At 63.2% G+C, this 15,669-nt stretch carries 22 protein-coding genes; all 22 read right to left on the bottom strand.

Features of this window, described 5'->3' with window-relative positions; all coding sequences use genetic code 11:
• Nucleotides 1-26: 26 nt before the first annotated feature.
• Complete coding sequence (gene rpsK, locus GRX31_RS03920) at nucleotides 27-431, bottom strand: 30S ribosomal protein S11 (protein ID WP_012202976.1); 405 nt, start codon at nucleotides 429-431, stop codon at nucleotides 27-29.
• Between the two features lie 18 nt (nucleotides 432-449).
• Entirely contained in the window at nucleotides 450-815 is a 366-nt protein-coding gene (gene rpsM / locus GRX31_RS03915) for a 30S ribosomal protein S13 (RefSeq protein ID WP_012202975.1), read from the bottom strand.
• A gap of 22 nt (nucleotides 816-837) precedes the next feature.
• Nucleotides 838-951: a 50S ribosomal protein L36 gene (gene rpmJ, locus GRX31_RS03910; RefSeq protein WP_003050535.1), complete on the bottom strand. Its 114-nt coding sequence runs from the start codon at nucleotides 949-951 to the stop codon at nucleotides 838-840.
• A gap of 132 nt (nucleotides 952-1,083) precedes the next feature.
• Nucleotides 1,084-2,403 (bottom strand): preprotein translocase subunit SecY, encoded by a 1,320-nt coding sequence (secY, locus tag GRX31_RS03905; RefSeq protein WP_012202974.1) that lies wholly within the window; start codon nucleotides 2,401-2,403, stop codon nucleotides 1,084-1,086.
• 24 nt (nucleotides 2,404-2,427) lie between these two features.
• On the bottom strand, nucleotides 2,428-2,859 hold the full coding sequence (gene rplO / locus GRX31_RS03900; protein WP_016449179.1) for a 50S ribosomal protein L15: 432 nt from the start codon (nucleotides 2,857-2,859) through the stop codon (nucleotides 2,428-2,430).
• 11 nt (nucleotides 2,860-2,870) lie between these two features.
• Nucleotides 2,871-3,053 carry a 50S ribosomal protein L30 gene (gene rpmD / locus GRX31_RS03895; protein WP_012202972.1) on the bottom strand — a complete coding sequence of 61 codons (183 nt, stop codon included), beginning with the start codon at nucleotides 3,051-3,053 and terminating at the stop codon, nucleotides 2,871-2,873.
• Between the two features lie 14 nt (nucleotides 3,054-3,067).
• The gene (rpsE, locus tag GRX31_RS03890; RefSeq protein ID WP_016449178.1) at nucleotides 3,068-3,589 is read right to left on the bottom strand and encodes a 30S ribosomal protein S5; all 522 of its coding nucleotides are present in this window, start codon (nucleotides 3,587-3,589) and stop codon (nucleotides 3,068-3,070) included.
• Nucleotides 3,590-3,604: 15 nt separating this feature from the next.
• Nucleotides 3,605-3,970 (bottom strand): 50S ribosomal protein L18, encoded by a 366-nt coding sequence (rplR, locus tag GRX31_RS03885; RefSeq protein ID WP_012202970.1) that lies wholly within the window; start codon nucleotides 3,968-3,970, stop codon nucleotides 3,605-3,607.
• Between the two features lie 11 nt (nucleotides 3,971-3,981).
• Nucleotides 3,982-4,515 (bottom strand): 50S ribosomal protein L6, encoded by a 534-nt coding sequence (gene rplF / locus GRX31_RS03880; RefSeq protein WP_016449177.1) that lies wholly within the window; start codon nucleotides 4,513-4,515, stop codon nucleotides 3,982-3,984.
• A 24-nt stretch (nucleotides 4,516-4,539) separates the two neighbouring features.
• Nucleotides 4,540-4,935, bottom strand: coding sequence for a 30S ribosomal protein S8 (rpsH, locus tag GRX31_RS03875; protein ID WP_016449176.1), 396 nt, complete (start codon nucleotides 4,933-4,935; stop codon nucleotides 4,540-4,542).
• 20 nt (nucleotides 4,936-4,955) lie between these two features.
• Nucleotides 4,956-5,261 carry a 30S ribosomal protein S14 gene (gene rpsN / locus GRX31_RS03870; RefSeq protein ID WP_012202967.1) on the bottom strand — a complete coding sequence of 102 codons (306 nt, stop codon included), beginning with the start codon at nucleotides 5,259-5,261 and terminating at the stop codon, nucleotides 4,956-4,958.
• A gap of 8 nt (nucleotides 5,262-5,269) precedes the next feature.
• A complete protein-coding gene (gene rplE, locus GRX31_RS03865; protein WP_016449175.1) occupies nucleotides 5,270-5,809 on the bottom strand; it encodes a 50S ribosomal protein L5 in 540 nt (179 codons plus the stop codon).
• Between the two features lie 10 nt (nucleotides 5,810-5,819).
• Complete coding sequence (rplX, locus tag GRX31_RS03860) at nucleotides 5,820-6,140, bottom strand: 50S ribosomal protein L24 (RefSeq protein WP_016449174.1); 321 nt, start codon at nucleotides 6,138-6,140, stop codon at nucleotides 5,820-5,822.
• Nucleotides 6,141-6,150: 10 nt separating this feature from the next.
• Nucleotides 6,151-6,519 (bottom strand): 50S ribosomal protein L14, encoded by a 369-nt coding sequence (gene rplN, locus GRX31_RS03855; RefSeq protein WP_016449173.1) that lies wholly within the window; start codon nucleotides 6,517-6,519, stop codon nucleotides 6,151-6,153.
• Nucleotides 6,516-6,677 carry a hypothetical protein gene (locus GRX31_RS30495; protein WP_016449172.1) on the bottom strand — a complete coding sequence of 54 codons (162 nt, stop codon included), beginning with the start codon at nucleotides 6,675-6,677 and terminating at the stop codon, nucleotides 6,516-6,518. Before GRX31_RS30495 ends, rplN begins: the two co-directional genes overlap by 4 nt.
• A gap of 520 nt (nucleotides 6,678-7,197) precedes the next feature.
• Complete coding sequence (locus GRX31_RS03850; RefSeq protein ID WP_160851567.1) at nucleotides 7,198-8,787, bottom strand: glycerol-3-phosphate dehydrogenase/oxidase; 1,590 nt, start codon at nucleotides 8,785-8,787, stop codon at nucleotides 7,198-7,200.
• Between the two features lie 344 nt (nucleotides 8,788-9,131).
• Nucleotides 9,132-10,865 (bottom strand): ABC transporter substrate-binding protein, encoded by a 1,734-nt coding sequence (locus GRX31_RS03845; RefSeq protein ID WP_016449170.1) that lies wholly within the window; start codon nucleotides 10,863-10,865, stop codon nucleotides 9,132-9,134.
• Nucleotides 10,866-10,965: 100 nt separating this feature from the next.
• Complete coding sequence (locus GRX31_RS03840; protein WP_016449169.1) at nucleotides 10,966-11,274, bottom strand: DUF2160 domain-containing protein; 309 nt, start codon at nucleotides 11,272-11,274, stop codon at nucleotides 10,966-10,968.
• 174 nt (nucleotides 11,275-11,448) lie between these two features.
• On the bottom strand, nucleotides 11,449-12,264 hold the full coding sequence (locus tag GRX31_RS03835) for a carbohydrate ABC transporter permease (protein ID WP_013804448.1): 816 nt from the start codon (nucleotides 12,262-12,264) through the stop codon (nucleotides 11,449-11,451).
• 75 nt (nucleotides 12,265-12,339) lie between these two features.
• Nucleotides 12,340-13,233, bottom strand: a complete 894-nt coding sequence (locus tag GRX31_RS03830) for a carbohydrate ABC transporter permease (RefSeq protein ID WP_047326320.1) — start codon at nucleotides 13,231-13,233, stop codon at nucleotides 12,340-12,342.
• The gene (locus tag GRX31_RS03825) at nucleotides 13,230-14,312 is read right to left on the bottom strand and encodes an ABC transporter ATP-binding protein (RefSeq protein WP_016452006.1); all 1,083 of its coding nucleotides are present in this window, start codon (nucleotides 14,310-14,312) and stop codon (nucleotides 13,230-13,232) included. The genes GRX31_RS03830 and GRX31_RS03825 overlap by 4 nt, the downstream gene beginning before the upstream one ends.
• Before the next feature lies 1 nt (nucleotide 14,313).
• Nucleotides 14,314-15,393 (bottom strand): ABC transporter ATP-binding protein, encoded by a 1,080-nt coding sequence (locus GRX31_RS03820; RefSeq protein ID WP_016452007.1) that lies wholly within the window; start codon nucleotides 15,391-15,393, stop codon nucleotides 14,314-14,316.
• Nucleotides 15,394-15,669: the final 276 nt, after the last annotated feature.

Below are 15,669 nucleotides of genomic sequence, written 5' to 3'. Positions count from 1 at the left end.
GGCGGCGGTGGGCTTGGTGAAAAAGCTTAGATACGACGGCGCTTTTGAGGGCGGCAGCCGTTGTGGGGAACCGGCGTCACGTCCGCGATGGAAGTGATGCGGATGCCCAGGGCGCCCAGGGCGCGAACCGAGGATTCACGGCCGGGACCGGGACCCTTGATTTCGACGTCCAGGTTCTTGATGCCCTGTTCGATGGCAGCACGACCAGCCACTTCCGAAGCCACCTGGGCAGCGAAGGGAGTCGACTTGCGCGAACCCTTGAAGCCCTGGCCACCCGACGAGGCCCACGACAGAGCGTTGCCTTGGCGGTCGGTGATGGTGATGATCGTGTTGTTGAACGAAGCGTGCACGTGGGCAATGCCGTCCGAAATGTTCTTACGGACTTTCTTGCGAACGCGCTGTGCAGCGTTGTTTGCGGGAGACTTAGCCATAGTGATCTTTCAATCTCTTTATTTCTTCAAAGCCGCGGCACCCTTGCGCGGACCCTTGCGGGTACGTGCATTCGTGCGGGTACGCTGACCACGCATGGGCAGGCCACGACGATGACGGAAACCGCGATAGCAACCGATGTCCATCAAACGCTTGATGTTCATCGTTGTTTCGCGACGCAGATCACCTTCCAGCGTCAGGGAAGTCAGCTGATCGCGGATCTTTTCCAGATCACCGTCAGTCAGTTCCTTGATTTTCTTGGAATATGCGATGCCAGCGGCTTCGCAGATCTTGCGTGCAGTGGTGCGACCGATCCCATAGATAGCGGTCAGGCCGATTTCAGCGTGCTGATGCGGCGGGATGTTAATGCCAGCGATACGTGCCATTATTCGTCCTCAAACTTTCCTATCAACCCTGGCGCTGCTTGTGGCGCTGGTCCGTGCAGATCACTCGCACCACACCCTTGCGGCGGATGATCTTGCAGTTACGGCAGATTTTTTTGACCGAAGCCGAAACTCTCATTTCATTCTCCTAAAACTCTACATCCGTTACGGCCTATCGACCGGGAAACATGCCCGCGATGGATAGATCGAATGGGCGTCTACTAACTCTTACTGGACCCGCCGGCACCGCCGGCCAGGCCCATCACTTAGTTCAATTGCCAAGTGTCGCTTTGAAGTTCGCCTTTTTGAGGAGCGATTCGTACTGTTGCGACATCATGTAGTTCTGCACCTGGGCCATGAAGTCCATGGTCACCACCACAATAATCAGCAGTGATGTACCACCGAAGTAGAACGGGACGTTGTACTTCAGGATCAGGAACTCGGGCAACAAGCACACGAATGTGATGTACACCGCACCAGCCAGGGTCAGGCGAACCAGGATCTTGTCAATGTAGCGGGCCGTCTGGTCACCGGGACGGATCCCGGGGATGAAGGCACCACTCTTCTTCAGGTTGTCGGCGGTTTCCCGGCTGTTGAACACCAGGGCCGTGTAGAAGAAGCAGAAGAAGATGATGGCGGTGGCGTAGAGCATCACATAGATCGGCTGACCGGGGGTCAGCGTGCTAGCAATGTCCTTCAGCCAGCGCATGGATTCCCCTGCACTGAACCAGTTCACAACGGTCGCCGGCAGCAAGATGATCGAGGAAGCGAAGATGGGAGGAATGACCCCCGCCATGTTCAGCTTCAGCGGCAAGTGCGAAGACTGACCGCCATACACCTTGTTACCCACCTGACGACGCGCATAGTTCACCAGGATCTTGCGCTGTCCCCGCTCGACAAACACGACGAAGTACGTCACGGCTGCCACCACGAGAACGATGAAGATCGCGGCCAGGATGCTCATGGCACCGGTGCGCACCAGCTCCAGCAGACCACCGATGGAGCTCGGCAGACCTGCGGCGATACCTCCAAAGATGAGGATCGAGATGCCGTTGCCCAGACCACGTTCCGTGATCTGTTCACCGAGCCACATCAGGAACATGGTGCCGGCCGTCAGGCTGACCACCGCCGTGAGGCGGAAGCCGAAACCGGGGCTCAGAACCAGACCTGCGGAGCTTTCCAGAGCCACGGCAATTCCCAGGGACTGAAAAATCGCCAGGCCCAGAGTGCCATAGCGGGTGTACTGGGTGATCTTGCGACGACCCGATTCACCTTCCTTTTTCAGCTGCTCGAATGTAGGGACCACGTAGGTCATGAGCTGCATGATGATCGATGCCGAGATGTACGGCATGATCCCCAGTGCGAACACCGTGAAGCGCGACAGCGCCCCACCCGAGAACATGTTGAACAGATTGAGAATGCCGCCCTGCTGGCCATTGAACAGCTGCTGCAGCTGCGCTGGATCGATGCCCGGCACGGGGATATGAGCCCCGATGCGGTAAACGACCAGCGCGAGCAACAGAAAAACCAGACGGCGGCGAAGATCGCCGAATTTTCCGGTTTTTGCAATTTGAGCTGCGCTAGTAGCCACGGATGTCTTCTTTCAGATCATTAATCAGGCGATGCTGCCGCCGGCAGCTTCGATGGCAGCCTTGGCGCCGGCGGTAGCGCCGATGCCGTTGAGCTTGACAGCCTTGCTGATTTCACCGCTCTTGATGATCTTGACCACCTTTGCGATTTCACCAACCAGACCGGCTTGCTTCAGAGCTGCCAGATCGACTTCGGCCAGGCCCAGCTGTTCCAGAGCGGACAGGGTCACTTCTGCGTTGAACTTCAGCAGATGCGACTTGAAGCCACGCTTGGGCAGACGGCGCTGCAGAGGCATTTGACCGCCTTCGAAGCCCACCTTGTGGTAGCCACCCGAACGCGACTTCTGGCCCTTGTGACCACGGCCGGCAGTCTTGCCCAGGCCGGAGCCGATGCCGCGGCCGACACGGCGCTTGGCATGCTTGGCACCTGCTGCAGGCTTGATGCTATTGAGTTCCATCATCAATCCTTTCAGAGGACTTTGACCAGATAGCTGATCTTGTTGATCATGCCGCGCACAGCAGGCGTGTCCTGCAGTTCGCTGATGCTATTCAGCTTGCGCAGGCCCAGGCCACGGACGGTGGCGCGGTGCGATTCCTTGGTGCCAATGGGGCTGCGCACCAGTTGCACCTTCACGGTTTGTTGCGTTGTCATGTGATTGACTCCGATCAGGCGGTGAAGATGTCTTCAACCGACTTGCCGCGCTTGGCTGCCACTTCCGAAGGGGTCGTGGAGTTCTTCAGAGCGTCAAAAGTCGCGCGGACCATGTTGTAGGGATTCGACGAGCCATGGCTCTTGGCCACGATGTCGGTGATGCCCAGCACTTCGAAGACGGCGCGCATCGGGCCGCCGGCGATGATGCCGGTACCCTTGGGAGCGGGGTTCAGCATCACGGATGCTGCGCCATGCTGACCCATCACGGTGTGATGGATCGAGCCGTTCTTCAGGGACACCTTGATCATGTTGCGACGGGATTCTTCCATCGCCTTTTGCACGGCTGCAGGCACTTCCTTGGACTTGCCCTTGCCCATGCCAACACGGCCATCACCGTCGCCAACCACGGTCAGTGCAGCGAAGCCGAGGATACGACCGCCCTTCACAACCTTGGTGACGCGGTTCACCGCGATCATTTTTTCGCGCAGACCGTCGTCACGACCTTCGTCTTGCACCTTGGGAGAAAACTTTGCCATTTCTATCCGCTCCGCTTAGAACTGCAGGCCGGCTTCACGAGCGGCTTCTGCCAAAGCCTTCACGCGGCCGTGGTATGCGAAACCAGCGCGATCGAAAGCCACTTTCTCCACGCCTGCAGCCTTGGCCTTCTCGGCAATGCGCTTGCCGATCAGCGTAGCGGCAGCCACGTTGCCACCCTTGCCGATGGCGCCCAGTTGGGTGCGCACTTCGGCTTCGGCAGTCGAGGCCGAAGCCAGCACCTTGGTGCCGTCTTCCGACACCACGCTTGCGTAGATGTGGAGGTTCGTACGGTTCACGCTCAGACGTGCCACGCCTTGCTGTGCAATGCGGATGCGGGTCTGGCGGGCACGACGGAGACGCTGCTCTTTCTTGGTCAACATAATGCAGCTCCTTACTTCTTCTTGGTCTCTTTGATCACGACCTTCTCATCCGAGTAACGGATGCCCTTGCCCTTGTAGGGCTCGGGAGGACGAACGGCACGGATCTCAGCAGCCAGTTGGCCAACGGCCTGGCGGTCAGCACCCTTGACCACGATTTCCGTGGGCGTGGGGGTGGCAACAGTGATGCCGGCCGGCATTTCGAAGTTCACCGGGTGCGAATAGCCGATCGCGAGGTTCAGCTTGGCGCCAGAGGCCGAAGCCTTGAAGCCCACGCCGACCAGCGACAGCTTCTTCTCGAAGCCCTTGCTCACGCCCACCACCATGTTGTTCACCAGCTGACGCATGGTGCCGCTCATGGCGTTGGCTTCGCGCGAGTCGTTGACGGGCTCGAAAGACAGCTTGCCTTCGTTGTTGGAGATCTTCACCAGAACGTTCTGGGCCAGCGACAGCGTGCCGCCGGTGCCCTTCACATTGATCTGGTCAGCCTTGATGGACACATCCACGCCTGCGGGGATGGCCACGGGAGTCTTTGCTACGCGAGACATTTCAGTATTTCTCCTTAATGTCCGTTAGGCCACGTAGCACAGCACTTCGCCGCCCACGCCGGTGGCGCGTGCCTTGCGATCCGTCATCACGCCCTTGGGAGTGGTGACGATGGCCACGCCCAGACCGTTCATGACCTGGGGGATTGCGTCGCGGCCCTTGTACACGCGCAGGCCGGGACGGCTCACGCGCTCGATGCGCTCGATCACCGGACGGCCGGCGTAGTACTTCAGGGTAATTTCGAGTTCGGACTTGCCAGCGTCGGTCTTCACTTGGAAGCCGTCGATGTAGCCTTCATCCTTCAGCACCTGGGCGATGGCAACCTTGACCTTGGAGGAAGGAGCCGTCACGGTGGTCTTGGAGACCATTTGTGCATTGCGGATGCGGGTCAGCAAGTCAGCGATGGGATCACTCATGCTCATGTTTAATCTCTCCTGCTTGCTTACCAGCTGGCCTTGGTGACACCGGGGATGTCGCCAGCGAAGGCCAGTTCACGGATCTTGGCGCGGCCCAGACCGAATTGACGGAAGGTGCCACGGGGACGACCCGTGATCTCGCAGCGGTTGCGCTGGCGAGTGGGGTTCGCGTTACGGGGCAGCTTCTGCAGGCCCAGGCGAGCGGCGTCGCGCTCTTCGTCGCTGCGCTTTGCGTCAGCGGCGATTGCCTTCAGTTCTGCGTACTTGGCAGCGTACTTGGCCGCCAGCTTTTCGCGCTTGAGTTCGCGCTGAATCAATGCAACTTTAGCCATGCGCCACCTCAGTTCTTGAAGGGGAAACGGAAAGCGGCGAGCAGTGCCTTGCACTCGTCGTCGGTCTTTGCCGTAGTCGTGATGCTGATGTTCAGACCACGCAGAGCGTCCACCTTGTCGTACTCGATTTCGGGGAAGATGATCTGTTCCTTGACGCCGACGTTGTAGTTGCCGCGACCGTCGAACGAACGGCCGGAGATACCACGGAAGTCACGCACGCGGGGCAGAGCCACGGTGACGAAACGATCCAGGAATTCATACATCTGAACGCCACGCAGGGTCACCATGCAGCCGATGGCCTGGCCTTCGCGGATCTTGAAGCCGGCGATAGCCTTCTTGGCCTTGGTCACCACAGGCTTCTGACCAGCAATCTTGGTCAGGTCGGCCACGGCGTTGTCCATCACCTTCTTGTCGGCCACGGCTTCGCTCACACCCATGTTCAGGGTGATCTTGGTCAGGCGGGGCACTTCCATGGTGGAGGTGTAGCCGAACTTTTCCTTCAGTTCAGCCGCGATCTTTTCGCGATACAGTTTTTGCAGTCGTGCCATGTGTTACCCCTTAGGCCGCCTTGATTTCGGCGCCGTTGGACTTGAACACGCGAACGCGCGTGCCGTCGGCTTGCACCTTGATGCCCACGCGATCGGCCTTGCCGGTCGCTGCATTGAAGATGGCCACGTTGGATTGGTGGATAGGCATGGCCTTTTCCACGATGCCGCCGGTGGTGCCCTTCATGGGGTTCGGCTTGACGTGCTTCTTCACCAGGTTGATGCCGTCGATCAGCAGGTGGGAGTCGTCCTTGCGAGCCGAGACCACGCCTTGCTTGCCCTTGTCACGGCCGGTCAGCACGATGACTTGGTCGCCCTTGCGAATCTTGTTCATGGTGCTTCCTTTAGAGAACTTCAGGTGCCAGGGACACGATCTTCATGAACTTTTCGTTGCGCAGTTCACGAGTCACGGGGCCAAAGATGCGGGTGCCGATAGGCTCCAGCTTGGCGTTCAGCAGCACGGCGGCATTGCCGTCGAACTTGACGAGCGAGCCATCAGCGCGGCGAATACCCTTCGCCGTGCGCACCACGACCGCGCTGTAGACCTCGCCTTTTTTGACGCGTCCACGCGGTGCAGCTTCCTTGATGCTCACCTTGATGATGTCACCAACACTCGCATAGCGACGATGAGAACCGCCCAGCACCTTGATGCACTGAACAGACTTCGCGCCGGTGTTGTCGGCAACCTCTAACCGAGATTCTGTTTGGATCATTTCAATATTCCCAACTTGCTCCAGCAAACACCCGACAGCCCCAGAGTCTTCTCAAGGGCCGCGAGCAGCCAGTCAGTCTTGGGCCCGTCGTCCACGCCGAAAACCATTTCTCGGCGCTTCCACTGGGCAGATAACTTCACGATTTTCACGTGAAGCATGGGATTGTCCCAGAAATTCCTTTGCGCGTCAAACCCTTAGCGACTTTTCCCGCCCTTGCCCGGCAGCGTTGTGCAACGCCCACAAGGGCGCCGGCAACCGAGGGGCCGCCCGGGCCTCCCGATCGGCCCATGCCACCGGAGACGCCCATAAAAAAGCCGAGCCACGCGGGCTCGGCAAAGGGTGGCAGACTCAACGCAATTGTTGGCTGCGGACGGACCGCGCCGACGACGGCACAGACCGCGCAGCGGCTTTGGGGCCACCGCGTCGGGCTTGGGCGCGGCCCTTGCCCTGCGGAAAACGCACTTTCAAGCGCTTTCTTTTTGCTTCCCTCCCTCGTCAGCCTTGTGCTGGCTGCTGTTCACTGGCACTGAAGCTGGGCGCCATGAACCGCATTCTCATTCATAAAACCAATCGAGTACATATATTCATCAATTTTGACAATCATTCGTGGCGCAAGCGTCTTACGCAGAAAGCACAACGCCCTGCGTTGCAGGGCGTTGTGCATGGAGATGGACAGGATCAGGCAGGCAGGTACTGCGCCGCCAGCGGCATGAAGTCCGCCAGGCCGGCGTCGTGTCCCAGCTCCTCCTGGAGGATGGCCGCCACGCGCGGGGCCACTTCGGCGGCCTTGCGCGCGTCGAGGAACAGCAGGCGGCTGCGGCGCGCCAGCACGTCTTCCACGGTGCGCGCGTACTCGAAGCGCGCGGCAAAGCGCACCATGGCTTCGTTCAGGCCGTCGGCCAGCCATTCGTCGTTGCCCGGCAACGCCTGCACCGCCGAGGCTTCCGTGCCGTAGGAATGCAGGCCCTGGATCTGGTTCATGCGGTGGTGCACGGCGGACTCGGCCGGGGCGCCGGCCAGCGGCAGGCGGGCCGTGACACCACCGGGGCGGTGCGGCAGGCGGCCGATGGCAAAGCATTCGGAGAGCACGTCTTCGGCCATGGCGCGGTAGGTGGTCCACTTGCCGCCCGTGACGGTCACCAGGCCGGTGCGGCTGGACATGACGGTGTGCTCGCGGCTGATCTTCTTGGTGTTTTCGCCATCGTCGTCCTGGGGCTTGACCAGCGGGCGCAGGCCCACCCACATGCTGCGCACGTCGGCCAGCGTGGGCTGGCGCGTGAGGTAGCGGCCTGCCTCGGTGAGGATGAAGTCCAGTTCTTCGGGGAAAGGCAGGGGTTCGCGCGCCAGGTCGTTGCGCGGCGTGTCGGTGGTGCCCAGGATGACCTTGCCCAGCCAGGGCACGGCAAAGAGCACGCGGCCATCGGCCGTCTTGGGCACGAGCAGGGCATGGTCGCTGGGCAGGAAGTCGCGGTCCACGACCACGTGCACGCCCTGGCTGGRCGCGACCATGGGCTTGACGGGACGGCCCTGGGCCTCGGCGTCCTGCTGGCGGAACAGGTCCACCCAGGGGCCGGTGGCGTTGACCACGCACTTGGCGCGCAGCGTGAAGCGCCGGCCCGATTCCGAGTCTTCGCAGATCAGGCCGGCGACCTTGCCGCCTTCGTGCAGCAGTTCACGTGCGGGGCAGTAGTTGACCAGCAGCGCGCCCTTGGCAGCGGCCGTGCGGGCCAGCGCCAGCGCCAGGCGGGCATCGTCGAACTGGCCGTCCCAGTATTTGACGCCGCCCTTGAGGCCCTGCTGCCGCACGGTGGGCAGGCACTTCACGGTGCTGGAGCGCGAGAGGAATTCCGTGGCGCCCAGGCCTGCCTTGCCGGCCAGCGCGTCATACATCTTGAGGCCGATGCCGTAGAACGGCGTGTCCAGCAGCTTGTAGGACGGCATGACGAAGGCCAGCGGCTGCGCCAGGTGGGGCGCGTTGTGCAGCAGCGTGGTGCGCTCATGCAGCGCTTCCCGCACCAGGGCGATGTTGCCCTGCGCCAGGTAGCGCACGCCACCATGGACCAGCTTGGTGGCACGCGAGGACGTGCCCTTGGCGAAGTCATGCGACTCCACCAGCACGACCTTGAACCCGCGCGCCGCCGCGTCCAGGGCCACGCCCAGGCCGGTGGCACCGCCGCCGATGATGGCCAGATCGTAGGTTTCAGGCTGGGCCAGGCGTTCCAGCAGGGCGGCGCGGCCGGTGGGCAGAGGGGAAGCAGCGAGGGACATGGATCTTCGACGAAGGAATGTGGGGCAAGTTAACAGGGCGCCATGTAGCCGCCATGTCAGCACCCGGGACGCCACGCCTGCGCCCAATGCGAAGGGGACGGAATCGGGTTTTCCGCTATTTTCGCTCGTTTTTGTATTTTTTTCTTCGCTATCTTTCGTTTCGTGTTTTTTGCAGTCAACGAATTTGGCGATAGGCCGGGAGACCAGCACAGGGCATGTTGTCCAAAGCCGACACGGCCCAACTCAGGGACGCCGAGCAAGAGCCGCCTCGCGGCGAGGGCGTCGTCCCCCGCCCTTGCGAAGCAAGTAGAGAGGGGGAAGGCGCGCAAGCGCCTCAGGGGGTGCTAACGCACCTTGCCGTTTTTCCAGGCATTGAGCAGCGTGTCATACGCAATCGTCTCGCCCTTGGGCTTTTCATTGGCCAGCTTCTTCCACGGCGCCTGCTTGTCGCTGAGCCACTTGGCCGGGTCGCCCTTGGGGTTGAGCTTGGGCGCGCAGTGCGCCATGCCTGCGCGCTGCAGGCGGGCCATGACCTGGTCCATTTCCTCGGCCAGGTTGTCCATGGCGCCCTGGGGCGTCTTCTCGCCGGTGACGGCCTGGGCCACGTTCTTCCACCACAGCTGGGCCAGCTTGGGATAGTCGGGCACGTTGTTGCCGGTGGGCGTCCAGGCCACGCGGGCGGGGCTGCGGTAGAACTCGACCAGGCCGCCGAGCTTGGGCGCCATGTCCGTCATGGCCTTGGAGCGGATGTCGCTTTCGCGGATGGGCGTCAGGCCGACGATGGTCTTCTTGAGACTGGTGGTCTTGGCGGTGACGAACTGCGCGTAGAGCCAGGCGGCGGCCGTGCGGTTGGCGTCATGGTCCTTGAAGAAGGTCCAGCTGCCCACGTCCTGGTAGCCGTTTTGCATGCCGTCCTTCCAGTACGGCCCGTTGGGGCCGGGCGCCATGCGCCATTTGGGCGTGCCGTCGGCATTGACCACGGGCAGGCCGGGCTTGGTCATGTCGGCCGTGAAGGCGGTGTACCAGAAGATCTGCTGCGCGATATGGCCCTGGGCCGGCACGGGGCCGGACTCGCCGAAGGTCATGCCCATGGCTTCCTTGGGCGCGTACTTCTTCATCCAGTCCACGTACTTGGTGAGCGCGAACACGGCGGCCGGCGAGTTGGTGGCGCCCCCGCGCGAGACCGAGGCGCCCACGGGCGTGCACTTGTCGTCGGCCACGCGGATGCCCCACTCGTCCACGGGCATACCGTTGGGAATGCCCTTGTCGGCCGCGCCGGCCATGGACAGCCAGGCATCGGTGAAGCGCCAGCCCAGCGAGGGGTCCTTCTTGCCGTAGTCCATGTGGCCGTAGACAGGCTTGCCGTCGATCTGCTTGACGTCGTTGGTGAAGAACTCGGCGATGTCCTCGTAGGCGCTCCAGTTCAGCGGCACGCCCAGCTCGTAGCCGTACTTGGCCTTGAACTTGTCCTTGAGGTCCTTGCGCTCGAACAGGTCGGCGCGGAACCAGTAGAGATTGGCGAACTGCTGGTCGGGCAGCTGGTAGAGCTTGCCGTCGGGCGCGGTGGTGAAGCTGGTGCCGATGAAGTCCTTGATGTCCAGGCCCGGATTGGTGAAGTCCTTGCCGGCGCCGGCCATGTAGTCGGTCAGGCTCATGATGCGGCCGTAGCGGTAGTGCGTGCCGATCAGGTCGGAGTCGGAGATCCAGCCGTCATAGATGGACTTGCCCGACTGCATCGAGGTCTGCAGCTTCTCGACCACGTCGCCTTCCTGGATCAGGTCGTGCTTGACGGTGATGCCCGTGATCTCGGTGAAGGCCTTGGCCAGCGTCTTGCTCTCGTACTCGTGCGTGGTGATGGTCTCGGAGACCACGGCGATCTCCTTGACGCCCTTGGCCTGCAGCTTCTTGGCCGCCTCGATGAACCACTTCATCTCGGCCATCTGCTGGTCCTTGGACAGCGTGCTGGGCTGGAACTCCGCGTCGATCCACTTCTTGGCTTCCGCCTCTCCGGCCCAGGCCGCTTGCCCCGCCGCCAGCAGGGCCGCCGCGAGGGCGATGGTGTGAAGTCGTTGTTTCATCTGCCGTCTCCTAGATTCTTGCTGTCTCCCCGACATGCACATGCACCAGCGGGTCCCGGGGGAGCTTCGGACCCGGCTGTCGATAAATGGAATGAAGTGATCAGCCTTTGCGCATCACGACGGCCAGCACGAGCATGGACAGCACGAAACTGATCCACACCGAAGGCTCGGCCTCCAGCGAGAACCACTGCGCCATCTTCTCGCCCAGCCCCACCCAGGCCAGATTGACATAGGCCGCCAGCAGCAGCCCGATGAACAGCCGGTCCCCGCGCGTCGTCGCCATCGGCAGCCAGCCCTTGCGCATCACGGTCGGGCTGCGCAACTCCCACAGCGTCATGCCCACCAGCATAAGCACGATGCAACTGAAGAACACCGCCACCGGCAGCGTCCAGGCCATCCAGGAAAACATTGACGAGTCCTTTCAGAAACAAAAACCACTGCCCGTCGAAACTGGCGCGGCCCCAAGCGAGGGACAGCAAGCAAGGGCCGCCCCGCCGCGAGGCTGTCGTCCCCCTCCCCCGCGAAGCGGGTAGAGAGGCGCCGTGCCACGGGGGGAAGGCGCGCAAGCGCCTCAGGGGGTGCCTCACACCCTCCCCATTGCGAACCCCTTGGCGATGTAATGCCGCACGAACCAGATCACGATGGCGCCCGGCACGATGGTCAGCACGCCCGCCGCCGCCAGCGTCGCCCAGTCCATGCCCGAGGCCGAGACGGTGCGCGTCATGGTCGCCACGATGGGCTTGGCGTTCACGCTGGTCAGCGTGCGCGCCAGCAGCAGTTCCACCCAGCTGAACATGAAGCAGAAGAAGGCCGCCACGCCCACGCCGGCCTTGATCAGCGGCAGGAAGATGGTGAGGAAAAAGCGCGGGAAGGAGTAGCCGTCGATATAGGCCGTCTCGTCGATCTCGCGCGGAATGCCGCTCATGAAACCCTCCAGGATCCAGACGGCCAGCGGCACGTTGAACAGCAGGTGGGCCAGGGCCACGGCGATGTGCGTGTCCATCAGGCCCACCGTGGTGTAGAGCTGGAAGAAGGGCAGCAGGAAGACGGCCGGCGGCGTCATGCGGTTGGTCAGCAGCCAGAAGAACACATGCTTGTCGCCCAGGAACTGGTAGCGCGAGAACGCATAGGCCGCCGGCAGCGCCACCGTCAGCGAGATCACGGTGTTGATGGCCACGTAGATCAGGCTGTTGATGTAGCCCGAGTACCAGGAGGCGTCGGTGAAGATGGTTTGGTAGTTGGCCCAGGTGAAATGCTGGGGCCACAGCGAGAAGCTCGACAGGATCTCCTCGTTGGTCTTGAAGCTCATGTTGACCATCCAGTAGATGGGCAGCACGGCGAACAGCAGGTAGGCGACGAGGAACAGCGTGCGCTTGTGGAAACGGCGGTCTTCAGTCATGTCCAGCCTCCCGCAGGGCCACCCCAAGGCAGGCCGAGCCCCCTCGGGGGGCAGTGAACGAAGGGAGCGTGGGGGTCATTCTCTTGCCCCTTCCTTGTCTGCCGTGCCCACGCGCTGCATCCAGTTGTAGAGGATGAAGCACAGCAGCAGGATGATGAGGAAATAGATCAGCGAGAAGGCCGCCGCCGGCCCGAGGTCGAACTGGCCCACGGCCTTTTGCGTCAGGTACTGCGACAGGAAGGTGGTCGCATTGCCGGGCCCGCCGCCCGTGAGCACGAAGGGCTCGGTATAGATCATGAAGCTGTCCATGAAGCGCAGCAGCACGGCGATCATCAGCACGCCGCGCATCTTGGGCAGCTGGATGTAGCGGAACACCGCGAACTTGCTGGCGCCGTCGATGCGCGCGGCCTGGTAGTAGGCGTCGGGAATGGAGCGCAGGCCCGCGTAGCACAGCAGGGCCACCAGCGGCGTCCAGTGCCAGACATCCATGACCAGCACGGTGAGCCAGGCATGGGTGGCATTGCCCGTGTAGTTGTAGTCCACGCCCAGCGTGTTGAGCGCCGCGCCCAGCAGGCCGATGTCGGCGCGGCCGTAGATCTGCCAGATGGTGCCGACCACGTTCCACGGAATCAGCAGCGACAGCGAGACCACGACCAGCACCGCCGAGGCCTTCCAGCCCTGGGCCGGCATGGACAGGGCCAGCGCGATGCCCAGCGGGATCTCCACCAGCAGCACGGCCAGCGAAAAGCCGATCTGGCGCAGCAGGGCCGAGTGCAGTTCCTCGTCGCGCATGACCTGGGCAAACCATTCCGTGCCCACGAACACGCGCCGGTCCGGACTGATGATGTCCTGCACCGAGTAGTTCACCACCGTCATCAGCGGGATGATGGCCGAGAAGGCCACGCAGATGATGACCGGCAGGATCAGCAGCCAGGCCTTCTGGTTGACGGGCTTGATGGTCTGGCTCATGCCTGCAGCTCCTCGTTGACGTAGTAGCAGGTGTGGGGGCCCTGCAATTGCACCCAGACGGTCTGCCCTGCGGCGGGCAGGAAGGCGTCGGCGCCGCAGCGCAGCTTGAGAAGCCGCTCGCCCAGGCGCGCCACCAGCAGCTGGTGCGTGCCCACGTCCTGCACGCGCTCCACCGTGCAGGCCACGGCGCCGGGCGCGTCAGCCGAGGCCAGTGTCAGGTACTCGGGGCGTATGCCCAGGCTCAGGGGCAGGCCGGGCGCCACGCTGGCCAGTGCGGCGGGCAGGGACAGGTACTGGCCCTCGGCCAGCAGCCGGCCGCCGTCCTGCTGCAGCGGCACGAAGTTCATGCCCGGCGAGCCGATGAAGTGGCCGACGAAGGCATGGCTTGGCCGCTCGAAGAGCTGGGCCGGCGTGCCCACCTGCACGGCACGGCCACGCGTCATGACCACGACCTGATCGGCAAAGGTCAGGGCCTCCACCTGGTCGTGCGTCACATAGATCAGCGTGAGCCGCAGTTCATGGTGGATCTGCTTGAGCTTGCGGCGCAGCTGCCACTTGAGCTGGGGGTCGATCACCGTGAGCGGCTCGTCGAACAGCACGGCCGAGACATCGGGCCGCACCAGGCCCCGGCCCAGCGAGATCTTCTGCTTGGCGTCGGCCGACAGGCCCGCCGCGCGCTGGTCGAGCTGGCCGCTCATCTCCAGCATCTCGGCGATCTGGCCCACGCGGGCGCGGATGCGGTCGGCAGGCATGCGGCGGTTCTTCAGCGGAAAGGCCAGGTTCTCGGCCACGGTCATGGTGTCGTAGATCACCGGGAACTGGAACACCTGGGCGATGTTGCGCTCCTGGGGCGTGGCGCGCGTCATGTCGCGGCCGTCGAACAGCACCTTGCCCTGCGAGGGGACCAGCAGGCCCGACATGATGTTGAGCATGGTGGTCTTGCCGCAGCCCGAGGGACCCAGCAGCGCGTAGGCGCCGCCGTCCTCGAAGACCATGCTCAGCGGCAGCAGCGCATAGTCGCTGTCCTGCTGCGGGTTCGGCTTGTAGGAGTGGGCCAGATCGAGTTCTATGCGGGCCATCTCATCGTCCTCCGGGCCGCGCCGGCGCCAGCAGCAGCGCGCCGTCCGTGCCGAACACGTAGGCATGGGCCGGGTCCAGGTGCAGCGTGACCGCGCTGCCCAGGTCCAGGTGGTGCACGCCCGTGACCTGGGCCACCAGCTCGCCCCAGGGCGTGCTGGCATGCACGAAAGTGTCCGACCCCGAGATCTCGGCCAGTTCCACCACGCCTTGCAGCGCCACATCCCCGGGCCGGGCCTGCAGGCGCAGCGCGCTGGCGCGCAGGCCCAGGGTCAGGGGGCCGGCAGCGGCCAGGCCCACCGGCAGCGCCATGGGCAGCCGCGCGCCGCCGGGCAGCTCCAACCCGGTGTCCACGGCCTGCGCGGGCACCAGGTTCATGGGCGGATCGCTGAAGGCCCGCGCCACGCGCAGCGAATTGGGTCGGTGGAACACCTCCGCCGTGGGGCCGTACTGCAGCAGCTCCCCCTCGTGCAGCACGGCCGTGTGGCCGCCCAGCAGCAGGGCCTCGCCGGGCTCGGTGGTGGCGTAGACCACGGTGGAGCTGCCGGTGGCGAACAGCTGGGTCAGCTCCTCGCGCAGTTCCTCGCGCAGCTTGTAGTCGAGGTTGACCAGGGGCTCGTCCAGCAGCATCAGCGGAGCGCCCTTGGCCAGCGCCCTCGCCAGGGCCACGCGCTGCTGCTGGCCACCCGACAGCTCGGCCGGATAGCGGTCCAGGAACATCTCTATGTGCAGCCGCTCGGCCAGGGCGCGCACGCGCTGCGCCACGTCGCGATCGCCGCGCAGCTTCAGCGGCGAGGCGATGTTGTCCGCCACCGTGAGCGAGGGATAGTTGATGAACTGCTGGTAGACCATGGCCACGTTGCGCTCGCGCACGGGCATGCCGGTCACATCGACGCCATCGACGCGCACCCGGCCTTCGGTGGGCACGTCCAGGCCGGCCATGATGCGCATCAGGCTGGTCTTGCCGGCCTGCGTGGCGCCCAGCAGCACGGTCACCGCGCGGCTTTCCAGTTCCAGGTGCATGGGGTGCAGCCAGGTCTGGCCGCCCACACGCTTGCTGATTCTCTCCAACACCAGTTCCACGACTGCCCTCTTTTTGGCGAGGCCGCCACCGGGGCAGCATTTGAACAAGGAGAAAGGCGGGCCTCCAAAGCGCGTTTGAAGGCCCGAACGTCTTCATTTTTGTTCTTTCCGGATCGCAGCCCATCAACACATACCCTAGGTGCTGTTCCTTTTTCTTCGTTTTAAAGTTCCCCAGCCCACGGCTGGCCGCGTCAAATGCGCTATAAACCCGTCGCCCGGCCCGATTGACTGCCCGACCATCCACCCGTCCCCCCGATCGCCCCTCCGATGGATTTG

Origin of the sequence: Delftia sp. CH05, from assembly GCF_009827015.1 — a bacterium.
Taxonomy (GTDB): domain Bacteria; phylum Pseudomonadota; class Gammaproteobacteria; order Burkholderiales; family Burkholderiaceae_C; genus Comamonas; species Comamonas tsuruhatensis.
The sequence above is the reverse complement of the archived record's forward strand: the minus strand, read 5'-3'. Positions and strand labels throughout refer to the sequence as shown.